The sequence below is a fragment of the Citrobacter sp. Cb023 genome, from assembly GCF_030336805.1.
Classification (GTDB): Bacteria; Pseudomonadota; Gammaproteobacteria; order Enterobacterales; family Enterobacteriaceae; genus Citrobacter; species Citrobacter braakii.
The window spans coordinates 93,125-109,845 of sequence record NZ_JAOWCV010000027.1 but is presented as its reverse complement, the minus strand read 5'-3'; the positions used below and the strand labels follow the sequence as shown (position 1 = coordinate 109,845).

The window sequence follows — 16,721 nt, the reverse complement described above, 5'->3', positions numbered from 1 at the left end:
AGTGGATTGCAGCGACTGTAAAATCTGTACCATCGAGGTTTGCCAGTAATGGTAGCGTGTTGAATGTGCCGGCGTGAAAAACTTGGATTCTTGGTGAAAACTCTCCCCAAAACAAAAAACATAGCTCGGATAATCAATGAGTTGAAAAAGGTAGATATGGTACATTTTGCAAAATGTAAACATTATAATTTAATATTTATTATAGTGTTATGAGAGTTGTGGCGATGTAATGCTGCGTTACATTGGCAGGATTAACTGGGCACCTTGATTTTTCACATTTCCAACGGCACTCGTTACGGCATGCCATATAAATTTATCAGCCGGAACGGAACCGTCAGCCGCAATTTCCGCAGCTTCTTTTCCTCCAATGTCCTGCCTCATCCATTCGCGAGCGGCTTCTGGTGACAGTACCAGCGGCCGCCTGTCGTGAATATTTACCAGTCCTTTGTCAGCTGCAGCTGTAACTATCATGAAACCTTCTGCTTCATCTCCTCGATCGAATGGCGTGCTGCCAATCGCCGCCATAAATATCGGCTGTCCGTCGGCCCGATGAATGAAGTAAGGCTGCTTCGTGTCACCTTCCTTTTTCCATTCGTACCAGCCATCAGCAAAGCAAATTGCACGACCGTGCTGCCAGAGCGGTTTAAACATTCTGCTGGTGGCCGCAGTTTCAGATCGAGCATTAATTAGCGGTGGCTTATCCCACCACCCAGGGGCATATCCCCAAATGACAGGGTCAAGGTGCAGTTGCTCATCACGTTCGCTCAGAAGCAGGACTTTGGTGCCAGGCGCTACGTTGAATCTTCCGATGGGTTCCGGGTCATATGGAATGTCTAGTTCGGCTTCTTCAGCGAGCAGGGCAAGATAGTCCTCTCGTGTCATTGACTGTGAAAAACGGCCACACATAGAAACCTCCAGCCATATGTCAGACTGAAAGTATAGGGCAGGAAGAAAAAGTGGTGCGCCCGGTAATGATTTAAAAGGAATTTGTAAGGTAAATCGAAATGATGGTTTTGTGAATTGATGAATTCTTAAAAATGGATGGGCGCTCGTTGAAAGCGATCCCGAATTTTTCCCGACGACGCCACGAAACCAATAGCAACTGATTGATCTTGAACGGGTGCAATAGTAAGTATCAGGAGGTGTTTTTTAGTGGGCTTTTTATGCTAACCTATTGAAGTTTATAGGTTATTGCGTTTTGAGTTGTAAACAGGAATCGTATTCGGTCTCTTTTTATGTGGATTTTATTTCAATCACTTAGGACATCATGTCCGAAAGTTTCCGAAATTTGTCCGCATATCACAATTCGGGATTTCTTCCTTATACCACACTGCTTTTAACATTTACACTTCATTTGCGCAGAAAAAGATCAGATCGTGATGCCCATTTTTTCCTGTGCTCCAGGCGTATGGTCTGCTTATGCGCCAGCATTTCAGTTGTCACTAGTGCCGAGAGGTTTAGACTCACTTGTATCAATAGCGGTATAATTATCCATCAATTGATGCCGTTCTGGCCCCTGATACATGGACTCAGTTTCTCAATAACGAGATATAAGAAATGGAAAAGTTAAAAGAAAGACTCGTGATGGAGATTGGTAATGCTGAAGATCTCTCTGCAGCATTAAAACTATACACCAGTTTCTATCTATTAATCCCAGAGTATAAATTTGTCTTTTCATCGCCTAAAGGGCCATATCCGGGGTTTCAAACTAACAAGAAATTCAAGCATGGGGCGTCTATACGCTCTTTATTCAATGATGAAAATGTTTTCGTTATGGATCCTCAAACCATAGAGGAAATGTTCAGCGATAAAGGACACTCCACATTTAAAATAGATTACTCAATATCTCTTGATAGCCAGGCATTAAGTTATCTCAGACCATATATCAATGGTAAAGTTTCTGGTCTGGATGATGACATCGAAGAAATATTTAAATTTATTTCTCATCAGAATACGCAGGTAGACTCTGTGTTATATGAGCTGGAGAACCTTAAAAATCTGGATGAGAAAGAGAATCACCATAAAATATTCGATAAGTTGATGGGTTACGAATTTATAAAAGATGTTGATCTCGTTAAGTCAGGAACCAGCGGAGTATTGACCTCAAAAATATCGCAAGGTGAGCTTTTTCTTAATACCGACAGACATTTTAGCTCACTGCTCACCAAAAACAAAGACTCTGAGTTCAGGCGTGCGTTAAGAGACAGGCACGATAGTATTTACGCTTATGTTCTTATGATGAGTATCATCCAAATCAAATCGCCTGCCAGATCGCTCAAAAATAAATTGATCGATCTATTAAGTTTTGCTCACACCAAAGTATGCTTTTTGGCGACAAGAGAGTTAATTCTAGCGAGTGAGTTTTTTATACGAGGGACAGAATTTAGGTTTTTTAACAAAATACATAAAAAGTCGAAAAATATGTGGTCGGCATTACATGGTATGGCCTGGGATCTGACTCATTGTCGGTATTTAGAGCAAGCACTTACCTTCAATACAGGAAATGATGAGCGATATTTTTTCCCTGGAATATTGACTTGTGACAAAGGTTTTATTGAGGCGATGGAGCTCACGCCGCTTAAGGCCGTTGCATTTGATACCAAAGGCGGGCCGCCGTTTCTGTTTTATCATGAACATGATGTGATAAAAATTACCGGGGATATCCCTGCGGTTAATGATTTCTATCAGGAATTGTGTTGTAAACAGAAAAGAGAAGAAAGAGCTCGTGCGCGTAATGCACCCACTTATGACCTGCAATCTATAGTAGCTGAACTGGAAGCAGAACTGGAAGCTGTTGCGTTAGTACCTCGTCGACGCGCGGATAGCGTAGGATCGTGATGTATGATTCGGTCGCTCTGTTTTTTACTGCTATGGTTTAATTTAGAACAGGGCAATATTTGTGTACAGGAGGTCAAATGGGACTACCTGACAATGCTTATCAAAGAGTGGAAGCGACGCGCTGGCGACATGTTTGGGTGGTCGGGGATATCCACGGTTGCTTCTCATTATTGATGGCGAAATTGCGCCTGTGTCATTTTGATCCGTGGCAGGACCTGCTGGTTTCAGTGGGGGATGTTATCGACCGCGGACCTGACAGTTTGCGTTGCCTGAAACTACTGCGTAAACGCTGGATTATCGCGGTCAGAGGGAATCATGAACAGATGGGGCTGGACGCGCTGGCAACCGGGGAGCAATTCCTGTGGTTTATGAATGGCGGTTCGTGGTTTGCGCAGGCGGAGCAGCCAGCGGCGACAACCGCTCTTGAAACGTGTCGGCAATTACCCTGGATTCTGGAGCTGCGTTGCCAGAACGGCATACACGTTATTGCTCACGCAGATTACCCTGATGATAATTATCAGTGGCAAAAAGAGGTCGATTTACAGCGGGTACTGTGGGATCGCACAAGGCTGATGAATAAAGGCAACGGCATTCGCGGCGCGGATCACTTTTGGTTTGGCCATACGCCTCTGCGTCAGCGGCTGGATCACGAGAATCTGCACTATATTGATACCGGTGCGGTGTTTGGTGGCGAGTTGACGCTGGTGCAACTGCAATAATCAAAAATCGCTGTATTCCTGGGCCGGACGCCAGAAGCTGTCGATGTAGTCATCCGCGGGTAAACATCCGCCGTTACGAATACGCTGATCGTCCATCGATATCAGGCACTGCTGCTCAGTTTTGTAGACATCAACAACGATATCTTCACAACCGCCACCCAGGTAGCACACAAAAAGAACCAGCGTGAACATTCCATCCTCAAATGGTAAAGCCATACCTGTAGTGTAGAAGATGTTGATAGATGAGGGAAATTAACCAAGAAATAACCCGTCTGGCGACGGGTTCTTTTTGAATCAGGCAAGGCGCATGATCCAGGCATCTGACTTACGATCGTAGTGCTCGCGAAATAGAACTGAATGTTCTCCGTTAAGAAGAGCCGGGACGCTGGTGTCGGCATCCCAGGCATCAAGTTGCATGCATAAATCCGGATCGGATTTACACGGAATGGTTAACGTTCGGTCCCCTGGCGATTCGCCATGTAACTCGGCGTCGTCGATTTCAAAAGCGCCAATGCGCACACTGGTTTTCATCATCGTGCTCTCCGTTTATTTGCTGGTTGTGGTACGACCAGTTAGGCCGTCCATTTTTCAGCGTAGTCAACGTTAGCAAAAGCGCCAGTAAAAACGTGCGTTATCCTGTAAAGAGTTTGCCATCCCGGACAAGATCGCGCGGGTAGCTATTCTTTAATCGCGATCCAATACGTTTCGCCAGGCCAATCGGCTGATGCTGGAACGTAACCAGCACATCGTCGGTGGTCGGTGCGGTCTGCGGGTAGACATCCCGTCCACGGTACCACTCTTCGGCTTCGGCAAGGGTCAGTTCGAACGCATGGCTGTGATTTGTGCTGGCGAGAGCAATGATGGCTTCATGCTGCCAGCGGTACCCTTTATTGTGCGTTTCAGCGAGTTTGATGCCGAGTCGGGAAAAGCGGACTTTGCCGATCAGGGGTTCAATCTCGGTTGGGAATAGCCAAATCTCTTTATCACGCTGCCACAGGCGCAGAGTGTCTTCCCACTGCAATCCACAGGCGTTAGCGGCCTGAGTGACAAGCGCGGATTCACGCCCTTTAAGCGGGCTGAACGGGAAGTTACCGACTTTGTATTTTGGCGTCGGTAGTGCAGGGATCGCGGCGGTTTTGCGCAGACGCGCGACGAAAAAACCTTCACAATCGTAGATCTGCGGGAACACATGCAGGAATCCTTCCGGGGTCAGGGCGCGTTCAGCCTGCGGGAATAAATCGCCCAGTGGTAAAAACTCGACGGCGTCCGGGTAGGCCTCAATCAACCACTGCATAATGTCTTCATTTTCGTCACGGTTCAGCGTGCAGGTCGAGTAAACCAACGTGCCGCCGGGACGCAAGGCATGAAAGGCGCTGTCGAGAAGTTCGCGCTGGGTTGCGGCAATTTCCAGATTACTTTCTGGCGACCAGTTTTTTAGCGCATCGGGATCTTTACGCACCACGCCTTCACCGGAACACGGCGCGTCCAGCAAAATGGCATCGAAGGCTTCTGGCAACGCTGCGCCAAATACCCGCCCGTCAAAATGGGTTAGCGCGACATTGACTATCCCGCATCGGCTGATATTGGCATGCAGGACTTTGACGCGACTGGCGGAAAACTCATTTGCCAGAATCGCGCCCTGATTTTTCATTTTTGCGGCAATTTGCGTGGTTTTGGAGCCGGGGGCTGCCGCGACATCCATCACGCGATCCGGGGTATTGCCATCGGCAAACAGCGCGGCGACCGGCAGCATTGAGCTGGCTTCCTGAATATAAAACAGGCCGCTTAAATGTTCCGCGGTACTGCCGAGCGGTACTGACTTTTCATCATCGCGTTCGATCCAGAAACCTTCAGCGCACCAGGGTATCGGAGTGAGCGACCAGTTGTAAGGTGCTGTCAGAGTGAGGAAGTCGGCAACGGAGATTTTCAGCGTATTGACGCGGATGCTGCGACGAAGCGGACGCTGGCAGGCAGCGAGAAAATCATCAAATGAGAGCGTGGAAGGCATTGCTTCACGCATTTGGTTTAGAAAGGCGTCGGGAAAATAAGCCACTTGGTACCACCGGCAAAAAAACAGGTGCGCAGTGTAGCATAAGTGCTCCGGCGCGAGTATGTACGCCGGAGCAAGGGGAGAGATTAACGTGGCAGGGCGGTTCCCCATTCACGCCACTCTTTTGGTTCGCTTTCGAGCAGCAGGAAGTGTTTACCTGCCTGCGCTTTCGGGGCCAGCGGCGTACCCGGTGGCGTAGCGAAGGCGATTCCGCCGCGAATGAACTGATTGAAGGTACCGGTCTTCACGACGCCGCCGGTCAAACCAAAGTCGAGATTGTATCCGGATGCCAGCCAGAACACTGAGTTGTTCCGCACCAGATGCTGATAGCGCTGGCTAATGCGCATCGCCACCATCACGCGGTCAGAAAGCGAGCCCAGCGTCAGCCCGGTGACGGTCCCCACTTCAATGCCTCTGAACAGGACAGGCGTACCGATATTCAGCGAACCTGCTTCCGGCGCTTCTACCACAATACTCAGACCATCGAGGTAACGAGAGTCGGTAATGGTGGCTTCCTGCAGTTCAAAATCACGGCGCGGGTTACCGCGTCCTGGTTCAACGTTAATATACGGCTGTAAGATCGTATCCAGATGCTCGACGCCTGCCGCTGAGATTTGCGGTGTGATCACGGAGAAGCGGGTACCGCTACGGGCAAAAGTCTGCACGTATTCCGGATACAAAACTGCTTTTGCCTGAACTTCGTTACGGGCGGTGATCAGCTCAAGCGTCTGGATCTGGCCGATATCGATCCCCAGGTAGCGAATTGGCATGCCGGCCGCGAGTTTACCGGCATCGAACGCGTGCAGGGTTATCTGGCCGCCCACTGCACGTGCAGCGGTTTCGGAAGCATACAGAATACGCTTGTCGCCTTTGCGTTGGCTGGCGCTGGCGCCGCTTAGGTTATCGAAGCTAATCGCCCCTTTGAGCGCTCGCGACAGGGGAGATGCCTGTACGGTCAATCCGCTACCGTTAAGCTGAACCTTTGCCCCGCCTTCGGCCCAGAATACGCTGTTGCTGGTCAGCAGGTTGCGATATTCCGGTTTGATATGCAGATCGATATCAAACGCATCGGCGCGTGGGCGAACGCTAATCACTTCACCGACCTCGAATTTGCGGTATAAGACCACCGAACCGGCCTGCACATCAGGCAGCGTTTCGGCGCTCAGGCTGAGCGTGGTAGTTGGCAGATCGCTCAGGCTGTTTTCAATCGCTTTTTCCAGGTTGGCATACAACGGGTAGCTTTTTTTCATTTCACCCTTGGTACCGGGCAAAATACGAATGCCGCCGCTGAGCCATTCGCTGGCGCTGGCGCCAAGGAATTCCACGCCATCAAGCCCGACCTTGACGTCAACGCGGCTGTTGACCACAAACTTACTGTCACCTTGCACCAGGGCGCGATGCTGTGGTTCGATGGCAACGGTAAATGAGACACCTTTGCCAGAGAGCGTGCGATCAATCACCTGACCGACCTGTACGCCGTGAAGAATCAGCGGCTGACCGGCATCAATACCGTAACTCTCCGGCGCGGTCAGCGTAAGCGTCATGACGCCCGGATCGTGTAACAACGACTTCTCAGCAGGAATAACCGCAAACTGGTTACGCGGCTCGCCCTCGCCAGGTACCAGCTCGAAAGTTTTGCCAGTCAGTAGCGAACTGATATTGGCATCGTTTAACGATAATTTAGGGCTGTGTAATTCAATCCGCGTATTGTCGCGCAGCAGCGTTACGACGCTGGGATCGACCGTCATTTCGCCGGTCACTTTACCGCCCGGATTTAAATCCAGTTTGGTCAGTTGCCCGACTTCTAATCCTTGATACATCAGCGACGTTGAGCCGGCCTTGAGTCCATCGCCGCTGGGTAAATCAAGCTTGACGATCACTCCCCGCTGGCTGTGCGCGAGATCCTGATACAAACCAAACGTGTCATCGGCCACCGCGGGTTTAGAGTCTTCGGGCGAATCAAAAGCAATGGCGCCATTGACCAGCGCCGCCAGACTCTCCAGCTTGATCTTCGCTCCGCTGAGGCTGACATCCGCATTCACACCGGACACGTTCCAGAAACGGCTGCCTTTTTTCACCAGGTTGGTAAAGCGACGTTCGATCAGCACGTCGATGGTTACGCCCTGATGATTTGGGTTGATGGTGTAGTCATACACCCGGCCCACCGGAATCTTGCGGAAATAAACCAGCGAACCGCTATTGAGCGACCCGAGGTCAGGGGCGCGCAGGTGCAGCATCAAATCGCCATTATCCAGACGATATTTGGGCTGCGTATCGAGGGCGACGAAATGATCTTCCGGCTCGCCGGTTCCGGGCATCATGCCGATATAGTTGCCGCCAACCAACGCATCCAGGCCAGAAACCCCCGCCAGCGACGCTTTCGGCGTGACCAACCAGAACTGGGTATCTTTGCGCAGAGCATCTTTCATGGTCGATTTGATGCTGACGCGTACTTCAATTTTGCGTAGATCTTCGCTGAGGTTGATATCATGCACGGTGCCCACTTCAACGCCCTGATAGCGAACGGGAGTACGGCCCGGCACAATGCCGTCAGCAGACATAAAGTCAATGGTTACGGTATTGCCGCGATCTTCATAGCTTCCCCAGATAAGCCATCCTGCAATCATCAGCGCGATGAAAGGCAGCAGCCAGAACGGAGAGATACGGCGTTTAGTTTTAATCTGCGCTTCAGTCTGCGAAGCGGGCGTTTCCTGACTCATGTGCATCCCAAAGTAAGCGGCTGTCCAGCCATTCCACAGCAAGAATAGTCAATATTACCGCTGCGCCGAAATAAAACGCAGCTGGCCCCATAGTAAAAGCAAGTATCTGATCGCGATTAATCAGCGACATGGTTAAAGCGATAACAAAGAGATCCAGCATCGACCAGCGACCAATCCAGGTCACCATACGCAGCAGTTTGATGCGGGTACGCAATCCTTGTTCACATCTAAAATGGATGCTGATGAGCAACGTAAACATCACAATCACTTTGGTGAATGGAACCAGAATACTGGCGATAAAAACAATCGCCGCTACGCCAACGTTGCTGTTCGCCAGGGACATTATGCCTGACAGGATCGTGTCTTCCTGGCGGCCGCCATTGACATAAATTACCGAGATGGGCAGCAGATTAGCAGGCAAAAGCAGGACGATCGAGGCCAGCAGAGCAGCCCAACACTTTTGGATACTTTGATTCCTGCGCCAGCGCAACGGGATATGACAGCGAGGGCAGCGACCTCGGGCGTCCGGATAACCTGTAAAGTGGCAGCCGAGGCAGACGCGGAGTTTTTCATCGGGCCGTCGGGCTGGTCTTTGCGGGTAGAAACGGTCCCAAAGCTGCTCAACGTTAAGGTGCGACAGCGTCAAAACACTGAGGATCACCAGCGCAATAAAAGCAAACAGACCTACACCGGGTTGCAAAAAAGCATAGTCCTGAACTTTGATTGATGCGACGCCAATGCCCACCAGATAGATATCAAGCATCACCCACTCTTTGAGCCTTTCCAGCATCAGCAGCACTGGGCGCAGGTTCATCCCAAGAATATTGCCAAACCACAGATAAGCGATTGAGGTCACGAGAATGATGGGCGCACCGGCAACGCAAAAGAGTACGAAGGATGCGGTGAGTGGGTCGCCTTGTCGGGTCATTTGCCAGATGCCTTGCAGCACATTGGCGTCAATGCGCACACCTAATAAATAGATGTGCAGGAGCGGTTCTCCCCAGGCAAAGGGCATCAGCAGCAGCATGGTGAAAGCCATAGCCGCCAGTCGTGTTAATGACCAGTCGCGTCCGTCACGAATTTTTGCCTGACAGCGTGGGCAAAATGCACTTTGGTGCGAACGCATTTTAGGCAAGCTAAAGATCAGGTCACATTCAGGGCAACGATGGTAATGCGCACGAGGGAGTGCATCACCAATGGACCTGATGGCTATTTTTTTAGTCGGCGTGATGCGTGGTGTCGTTAAGGCCATGTATCGCGAATCAAATTGTTGAAGTAATGTTATCTTAACTCATGACGGGAATGATCTTGAGCATTAACGCATTTAATGTTTATTTTAGTAGGCTGCAGCTTTAAGTAAGACAACTAAGTGATTACATAATGAACAAAACAGAGCTATACACGGATCTGAACCGTGACTTTCAGGCATTAATGGCAGGTGAAACCAGTTTTCTGGCAACGCTGGCAAATACCAGCGCGTTGTTGTACGAACGTCTTGCAGAAGTAAACTGGGCCGGTTTTTATCTGCTCGAAAACGATACGCTGGTGCTGGGACCTTTCCAGGGAAAAATCGCCTGCGTGCGGATCCCGGTAGGACGTGGGGTGTGTGGGACCGCAGTAGCGCAGAACCAGGTTCAGCGCATTGAGGACGTTCATGCTTTTGACGGACACATCGCATGTGATGCCGCCAGCAACGCTGAAATCGTCCTGCCAATCACCGTCGAAAATCAGATAATCGGCGTGCTGGATATCGATAGCACGGCGTTTGGCCGCTTTACTGACGAGGATGAACAGGGGCTGCGAACGCTGGTGGCACAGCTTGAAACCGTGCTTGCAACGACGGATTACAAAAAATTCTTTGCGCGCGTCGCAGGATAATCAACGGATAACGTAGCAATTACTGATGACGTCATTATAATGTCGCCTGTTCATGCCTGCGCTTGTTGGCTACGTCCGTTGTAATCAGGAAATTTCATGGAAAATCAACCTAAGTTGAATAGCAGTAAAGAAGTCATCGCGTTTCTGGCCGAACGCTTCCCGCAGTGTTTTAGTGCGGAAGGCGAAGCACGCCCACTGAAAATTGGCATTTTTCAGGATCTGGTAGAGCGTGTTGAGGGCGAAATGAACCTCAGCAAGACGCAGCTCCGCTCTGCCTTACGTCTCTATACTTCAAGCTGGCGCTATCTGTATGGCGTTAAATTGGGCGCAACGCGTGTTGATCTCGACGGCAACCCTTGTGGTGAGCTGGATGAGCAGCACGTTGAACATGCTCGCAAACAGCTGGAAGAAGCTAAAGCCCGCGTTCAGGCGCAACGTGCAGAGCAACAGGCGAAAAAACGCGAAGCAGCCGCTGCTGCTGGTGAAAAAGAAGACGCACCGCGTCGCGAGCGTAAGCCGCGTCCTGCACCGCGTCGTAAAGAAGGCGCTGAGCGTAAACCTCGCGCTGAGAAACCAGCAGCAAAAGCACCGCGTGCTCCTCGTGAAGAACAGCATACCCCGGTATCTGATATTTCAGTACTGACGGTAGGGCAGTCTCTGAAGGTGAAAGCAGGTAATAATGCGATGGATGCCACCGTATTAGAAATCACCAAAGATGGCGTCCGTGTACAGCTGAATTCGGGTATGTCTTTGATTGTACGCGCAGAACACCTGGTGTTCTGAAACGGAGGCCAGGCCTGGCATGAACACTTTTTTTAGGCTTACTGCGTTAGCTGGTCTGCTTGCATTAGCAGGCCAGGCACTTGCTGTGGAAGACATCACGCGTGCCGATCAAATCCCCGTTTTAAAGGAAGAAACCCAGCATGCGACGGTAAGTGAACGTGTGACATCGCGTTTTACGCGTTCGCACTATCGCCAGTTCGATCTGGATCAGGCGTTTTCGGCAAAAATTTTTGACCGCTATTTGAATCTGCTCGACTACAGCCACAACGTGCTGTTGGCGAGCGATATCGAACAGTATGCAAAAAAGAAAACGGTCCTCGGCGATGAACTGCGTACCGGCAAGCTGGATGTCTTTTACGATCTCTATAATCTGGCGCAAAAACGCCGATTTGAACGTTATCAGTACGCTTTAAGCGTACTGGCACGTCCAATGGATTTCACCGGTACCGACACCTTTAACCTCGACCGGAGCAAAGCGCCATGGCCGAAGAGCGAAGCAGAGCTTAACGCGCTGTGGGACGGCAAGGTTAAATTTGACGAACTCAGCCTGAAGCTGACCGGCAAAACCGATGCGGAAATTCGTGAAACGCTGACGCGTCGCTACAAGTTTGCGATTCGCCGTCTGGCGCAGACCAACAGCGAAGATGTGTTCTCTCTGGCGATGACGGCTTTCGCCCGTGAGATCGACCCGCATACTAACTATCTCTCTCCACGCAATACCGAACAGTTCAATACTGAAATGAGCCTGTCTCTGGAAGGTATTGGCGCGGTTTTGCAAATGGATGATGACTACACCGTCATTAACTCCATGGTGGCGGGCGGCCCGGCAGCCAAGAGCAAAGCAATAAGCGTTGGCGACCGTATTGTCGGCGTGGGTCAGACCGGTAAGGGAATGGTCGACGTGATTGGCTGGCGTCTGGATGACGTTGTTGCGCTGATCAAAGGACCCAAAGGCAGCAAAGTTCGCCTTGAAATCCTGCCTGCCGGTAAAGGAACCAAGACGCGCACCGTCACGTTAACGCGTGAACGTATTCGTCTCGAAGACCGCGCCGTGAAAATGTCCGTGAAAACCGTTGGCAAAGAAAAAGTCGGCGTACTGGATATCCCTGGCTTCTATGTTGGCCTGACGGATGATGTCAAAGTTCAGTTGCAGAAGCTGGAAAAACAGAACGTCAGCAGCATCATTATCGATCTGCGCACTAACGGTGGCGGCGCGCTGACCGAAGCCGTTTCGCTCTCCGGTCTGTTCATTCCTTCCGGCCCGGTGGTTCAGGTTCGTGACAATAACGGTAAAGTGCGTGAAGACAGCGATACCGACGGCGTTGTGTACTACAAAGGCCCGCTGGTAGTGTTAGTCGATCGCTTCAGTGCTTCGGCATCAGAGATTTTTGCTGCGGCAATGCAGGATTATGGTCGTGCGCTGATCGTTGGTGAACCGACTTTCGGGAAAGGCACTGTACAGCAGTATCGCTCTCTGAACCGTATTTATGATCAGATGCTGCGTCCGGAATGGCCGGCGCTGGGTTCTGTTCAGTATACGATCCAGAAATTCTACCGTGTAAACGGTGGCAGTACACAGCGTAAGGGCGTTACGCCGGACATCATCATGCCGACAGGTAATGAAGAAACGGAAACCGGTGAGAAGTTTGAAGATAACGCGCTGCCATGGGATAGCATTGATGCTGCGACTTACACCAAATCAGAGAATCTGACGCCGTTCGGACCTGAATTGTTAAAAGAGCACAATGCACGTATTGCCAACGATCCTGAGTTCCAGTACATCATGAAGGATATTGCGCGTTTCAATGCAATGAAGGATAAACGCAACATCGCTTCTCTCAATTACGCTCAGCGTGAGAAAGAGAATAACGAAGATGACGCAATGCGTCTGGCGCGTATCAACGATCGGTTTAAGCGAGAAGGTAAGCCGCCGCTGAAGAAACTGGACGATTTACCGAAGGATTACCAGGAACCAGATCCCTACCTGGATGAAACGGTAAAAATTGCGCTTGACCTGGCGCATCTTGAAAAAGAAAAGCCAGCGGAACAGCCCGCAACCAGTAAATAACCTCCAACAGGCACAAGAAATTGTGCCTGTTTTTTTAACAAACGCATGAAGACGTCAGTGTGATACGATAAAATGTAAAGTTGTGTCTTTCTGGTGACTTAGCACCTATGGATGCTTGAAAATAGCCATAAGACCCATACGATATGGGTAATCGCATAGTGCGTTTTGTTAAATTGAGGTTAAAAGAAAATTATGATGCGAATCGCGCTCTTCCTGCTGACGAACCTGGCTGTGATGGTCGTTTTCGGGCTGGTATTGAGCCTGACAGGGATTCAGTCAAGCAGCGTTCAAGGCTTGTTGATCATGGCACTGCTGTTTGGTTTTGGTGGTTCCTTCATTTCGCTGCTGATGTCCAAATGGATGGCGTTAAAATCCGTTGGTGGGGAAGTGATCGAACAGCCTCGCAATGAAAGAGAACGCTGGCTGATGAATACGGTAGCGAATCAGGCTCGCCAGGCTGGGATCGCTATGCCGCAGGTTGCAATCTACCATGCGCCAGATATTAACGCGTTTGCTACCGGTGCGCGCCGGGATGCTTCGCTGGTGGCTGTGAGTACAGGCCTGTTGCAAAACATGAGCCCGGACGAAGCCGAAGCCGTTATCGCGCATGAAATCAGCCACATTGCTAATGGCGATATGGTTACCATGACGCTCATTCAGGGTGTGGTGAACACCTTCGTTATCTTTATCTCACGTATTCTGGCGCAAATTGCCGCTGGCTTTATGGGCGGAAACCGCGATGAGGGTGAGGGCAGTAACGGCAACCCATTGATCTACTTCGCAGTGGCGACGGTGCTGGAACTGGTGTTTGGTATTCTGGCGAGCATTATTACCATGTGGTTCTCACGTCATCGTGAATTCCATGCGGATGCCGGTTCAGCAAAACTGGTGGGGCGTGAGAAAATGATCGCCGCGCTGCAGCGTCTGAAAACCAGCTATGAGCCGCAGGAAGCGACCAGCATGATGGCGTTCTGCATCAACGGTAAATCCAAGTCGTTGAGTGAGCTGTTTATGACTCACCCGCCGTTGGATAAACGTATTGAAGCGCTGCGCAGCGGAGAGTATTTGAAGTAAGTTAATGACTGTCACGGGGCACTCGTTGCTCCGTGACTCATAAAACATAATGGCTATTTAAAGCTATCGATTAAAGCCTCGCCCAGACTATTCTGTCCCAGTTCAGCTTTACCTCTCATTCCGTCATTTTTCTCTGCCGGGAACGAAAATATTCCTTGTCGCTTTATCTCTGGTAAAAACATTAGAGCCCCGCTGGCTGCCAAAAAGAACAGTGCCAGGCATTTGATGAAACCCAGTGGTAGACGGGCTATCATTGACAGCCCGTCTGGTAGGAAAAAACTAAATCAGAACTGGTAGTTTAATGATACCCAATAGTTACGGCCCGGGTTTACGTATCCGGTAGTGGATTGTGCAGTCTGATAGTAATCTCCTGCGTAGGTGCTATTACGGCCCACCTGGTAAAGTTTAACCTCGCTAAAGTCTTTATCCAGCACGTTATTGACCGCCGTATTCAGCGTCAGATCTTTGGTCAGCTTATAAGACATTCCCATGTCGAGAACGGTCCAGGCTTTTAAATCAGCGCCTTTATCGTCATAGACGGCCTTTTGTACTGCGCTGAGGTTGTTGTAATTTTCGGTAAAGCGTGGAGCTTTACCGCGATAACGTGCGCTCAGCCAGGCATTCATATCTTCCGTTGCCTGCCAGTTCAGGCGAGCGTTAGCCATATGTTTTGGCGTGTAGCTTAACGGCGCGCCTTTATTGTCACCATCTTTTTGCTTGCTCTGGGTGTAGGTGTAGTTGAGGGATAAAGTCAGCACATCCGACCACAGAGGGAAGGTGCTGGCAAATTCAACGCCATCGGTCCTTGCCTTGCCGCTGTTGGTATAGCTGTTGGTATTATCATCGATAGAATACGAGACAATTTTATTTTTGTATTCGGTATAGAAGCCGGTAATGTTGGCGTTCAGCCCGGTGTCGTTCTCGTAATACAGCCCGGTTTCGTAGCTGATACTTTCCTCAGGTTTTAGGTTCGGATTACCGACCGTATTCACGGTTCCTTGCGCGGTTACGCCGCTGATCCCGTTATGTAACTGGCTCAGTGATGGCACTTTATAACCTGTCGTCACGCCGCCTTTGAGCGTCCATTCGTCGGATACGTCCCAAACCATATACGCGCGTGGGCTGAGATGACCGCCAAAGACATCGTTATGCTCGTAGCGTGTCCCTGCGGTTAAGGCCAACGAGTCGAGAATATGCCATTCATCTTCTACATAGGCTGCCCACGTTTTTTGATGGAACGTTTCGCCGGTATTGGCCAGCACCACACCGTCTTTCATGCGCGCATCCCAATATTCCCCGCCGAGGGTTAAGAGGTGCGAATCACCTAATGGCGTCAGCAGTACTGAGTCCAGAATGACGTTAGTGTTCTTCAGTTCACGTGCGTCACCGGCCCGGCCTGCGTTCTCTGGCGTGAGTGCGGAGGAGACCAGTTGTCGTCCTTTGTTCTCAGTTTCATTCCAGCCGAGTGAGGATTTCCAGGTGCCGAACGTTAAGGCGGTATCGTGGCCGAGGGTGACTTTGTTACGCTCATAGCGCAGCGTTTTATCGTAACCCCCCGTCAGGTTACCCAACTGACCGTCATCGTTATCATAGCGCTGTCTGGCGGAGTCGAGATCTAACCATAGCGTATTGCTTTCATTCGTTTTCCAGTCGAGTCGCGTGCCGATGTTATAGTTTTCTGACTCGGTAGGATAAGGTACGCGGGTGGAGGAGGTATCGCTCAGGGAGGTAACGCTGGAACCCTGACGTTGGGTGGTGCTACCCCGAACCTGCATATCCAGTACGCCAGCGATTAACGGGCCGCTTGACCAGAAGTTGGCGACCGTGCTGTTACCCCATTTATTACTCTCTTGCAGGTTAACGCCGGTATTGATGGAGGTGCTCCATTTATCGGTGCTTTTTTTGGTGATGATATTCACCACGCCACCGATTGCGTCGGAGCCATAAAGCGTCGACATCGGGCCGCGGATCACCTCAATATGATCGATTGCCGCCAGTGGAGGCATAAAGCTGGTATTCATAGCTGAGAAGCCGTTTGGCGTCACATCGCTGCTGCCGTTTTGACGAATACCGTCAATCAGGATCAGGGTATAACTGGCGGGCATGCCACGAATGCTGATCTCCAGGCCACCGGTTTTACCGGTGCTGCTTTCAACATCCACCCCTTCAACAGAACGCAGGGCTTCGCCTAAATCATTATATTTATTGGTTTGTAACTCTTGCTGTGAAATAACGGAGACGCTGGCGGCAGCGTTGGTGATTTTCTTTTCGTAACCGGAAGCGGTTACCACCATAACATCTTCAGCGAAGGCCAGGGGACTGGAAAATCCTAAACAGGACAGAACAACAGAAGCAACAGGTTTTAAGCGCATAGTCAAACTTCCTTTGTTAAAAATTCAAAGGAAGTAAGATAATTGATGGGAATGATAATAAAAATAATTATCATTATATGTTTACATAACTTATCACTTCTGGTGTTATTCTTGAATAAATATACATAAATTGTCATTAATTATAGCTAAGTAAATAGCGGAAATGACCAATAATTAGTATTTGTAATCATTAGCTTGTAATTAATTTGCCATTAATTG

13 protein-coding genes are annotated in these 16,721 nt (G+C 50.0%); 6 read left to right on the top strand and 7 right to left on the bottom strand.

The features are described 5' to 3' along the window. Nucleotides 1-237: 237 nt before the first annotated feature. Nucleotides 238-906 carry an SOS response-associated peptidase gene (locus OGW44_RS04750; protein WP_185654382.1) on the bottom strand — a complete coding sequence of 223 codons (669 nt, stop codon included), beginning with the start codon at nt 904-906 and terminating at the stop codon, nt 238-240. Between the two features lie 651 nt (nt 907-1,557). On the opposite strand from OGW44_RS04750, the gene OGW44_RS04745 reads away from it, so the two are divergent. Both OGW44_RS04745 and pphA read left to right on the top strand, forming a co-directional pair. After that, the gene (locus OGW44_RS04745; RefSeq protein WP_185654383.1) at nt 1,558-2,838 is read left to right on the top strand and encodes a hypothetical protein; all 1,281 of its coding nucleotides are present in this window, start codon (nt 1,558-1,560) and stop codon (nt 2,836-2,838) included. Between the two features lie 77 nt (nt 2,839-2,915). Further along, entirely contained in the window at nt 2,916-3,557 is a 642-nt protein-coding gene (pphA, locus tag OGW44_RS04740) for a protein-serine/threonine phosphatase (RefSeq protein ID WP_047358581.1), read from the top strand. Here the strand turns inward: pphA and OGW44_RS04735 are convergent, their stop codons facing one another. The 5 genes from OGW44_RS04735 to yebS all read right to left on the bottom strand — a co-directional run bounded on the left by OGW44_RS04735 (nt 3,558) and on the right by yebS (nt 9,579). Continuing rightward, entirely contained in the window at nt 3,558-3,749 is a 192-nt protein-coding gene (locus OGW44_RS04735) for a YdfD/YebW family protein (RefSeq protein WP_016152779.1), read from the bottom strand. A gap of 102 nt (nt 3,750-3,851) precedes the next feature. Beyond that, nucleotides 3,852-4,088 (bottom strand): YebV family protein, encoded by a 237-nt coding sequence (locus tag OGW44_RS04730; protein WP_029139506.1) that lies wholly within the window; start codon nt 4,086-4,088, stop codon nt 3,852-3,854. Between the two features lie 100 nt (nt 4,089-4,188). Further along, nucleotides 4,189-5,610 (bottom strand): 16S rRNA (cytosine(1407)-C(5))-methyltransferase RsmF, encoded by a 1,422-nt coding sequence (gene rsmF, locus OGW44_RS04725; RefSeq protein ID WP_256374434.1) that lies wholly within the window; start codon nt 5,608-5,610, stop codon nt 4,189-4,191. A gap of 83 nt (nt 5,611-5,693) precedes the next feature. After that, nucleotides 5,694-8,327, bottom strand: coding sequence for a PqiB family protein (locus OGW44_RS04720; protein ID WP_080858676.1), 2,634 nt, complete (start codon nt 8,325-8,327; stop codon nt 5,694-5,696). After that, a complete protein-coding gene (gene yebS / locus OGW44_RS04715; protein WP_016152782.1) occupies nt 8,296-9,579 on the bottom strand; it encodes a membrane integrity lipid transport subunit YebS in 1,284 nt (427 codons plus the stop codon). The genes OGW44_RS04720 and yebS overlap by 32 nt, the downstream gene beginning before the upstream one ends. Nucleotides 9,580-9,707: 128 nt before the next feature. Between yebS and msrC the strand changes: the two genes are divergently transcribed. The 4 genes from msrC (at nt 9,708) to htpX (ending at nt 14,130) form a co-directional block, all read left to right on the top strand. After that, complete coding sequence (gene msrC, locus OGW44_RS04710) at nt 9,708-10,205, top strand: free L-methionine (R)-S-oxide reductase MsrC (protein ID WP_016152783.1); 498 nt, start codon at nt 9,708-9,710, stop codon at nt 10,203-10,205. Between the two features lie 96 nt (nt 10,206-10,301). Then, nucleotides 10,302-10,988, top strand: a complete 687-nt coding sequence (gene proQ / locus OGW44_RS04705; protein ID WP_003833781.1) for an RNA chaperone ProQ — start codon at nt 10,302-10,304, stop codon at nt 10,986-10,988. A 19-nt stretch (nt 10,989-11,007) separates the two neighbouring features. Beyond that, nucleotides 11,008-13,056 carry a carboxy terminal-processing peptidase gene (gene prc, locus OGW44_RS04700; RefSeq protein ID WP_029139508.1) on the top strand — a complete coding sequence of 683 codons (2,049 nt, stop codon included), beginning with the start codon at nt 11,008-11,010 and terminating at the stop codon, nt 13,054-13,056. Between the two features lie 192 nt (nt 13,057-13,248). After that, complete coding sequence (htpX, locus tag OGW44_RS04695) at nt 13,249-14,130, top strand: protease HtpX (protein WP_003034964.1); 882 nt, start codon at nt 13,249-13,251, stop codon at nt 14,128-14,130. 284 nt (nt 14,131-14,414) lie between these two features. Here htpX and OGW44_RS04690 read toward each other — a convergent pair whose 3' ends face one another. Beyond that, nucleotides 14,415-16,502 (bottom strand): TonB-dependent receptor, encoded by a 2,088-nt coding sequence (locus OGW44_RS04690; RefSeq protein WP_137381113.1) that lies wholly within the window; start codon nt 16,500-16,502, stop codon nt 14,415-14,417. Nucleotides 16,503-16,721: the final 219 nt, after the last annotated feature.

Bases quoted from the DNA above. Each gene is read 5' to 3' on its own strand.
- OGW44_RS04690 (WP_137381113.1), bottom strand. From the start codon at position 16,502: ATGCGCTTAAAACCTGTTGCTTCTGTTGTTCTGTCCTGTTTAGGATTT.
- OGW44_RS04735 (WP_016152779.1), bottom strand. From the start codon at position 3,749: ATGTTCACGCTGGTTCTTTTTGTGTGCTACCTGGGTGGCGGTTGTGAA.
- htpX (WP_003034964.1), top strand. From the start codon at position 13,249: ATGATGCGAATCGCGCTCTTCCTGCTGACGAACCTGGCTGTGATGGTC.
- OGW44_RS04730 (WP_029139506.1), bottom strand. From the start codon at position 4,088: ATGAAAACCAGTGTGCGCATTGGCGCTTTTGAAATCGACGACGCCGAG.
- OGW44_RS04720 (WP_080858676.1), bottom strand. From the start codon at position 8,327: ATGAGTCAGGAAACGCCCGCTTCGCAGACTGAAGCGCAGATTAAAACT.
- yebS (WP_016152782.1), bottom strand. From the start codon at position 9,579: ATGGCCTTAACGACACCACGCATCACGCCGACTAAAAAAATAGCCATC.
- msrC (WP_016152783.1), top strand. From the start codon at position 9,708: ATGAACAAAACAGAGCTATACACGGATCTGAACCGTGACTTTCAGGCA.
- prc (WP_029139508.1), top strand. From the start codon at position 11,008: ATGAACACTTTTTTTAGGCTTACTGCGTTAGCTGGTCTGCTTGCATTA.
- proQ (WP_003833781.1), top strand. From the start codon at position 10,302: ATGGAAAATCAACCTAAGTTGAATAGCAGTAAAGAAGTCATCGCGTTT.
- OGW44_RS04750 (WP_185654382.1), bottom strand. From the start codon at position 906: ATGTGTGGCCGTTTTTCACAGTCAATGACACGAGAGGACTATCTTGCC.
- pphA (WP_047358581.1), top strand. From the start codon at position 2,916: ATGGGACTACCTGACAATGCTTATCAAAGAGTGGAAGCGACGCGCTGG.
- OGW44_RS04745 (WP_185654383.1), top strand. From the start codon at position 1,558: ATGGAAAAGTTAAAAGAAAGACTCGTGATGGAGATTGGTAATGCTGAA.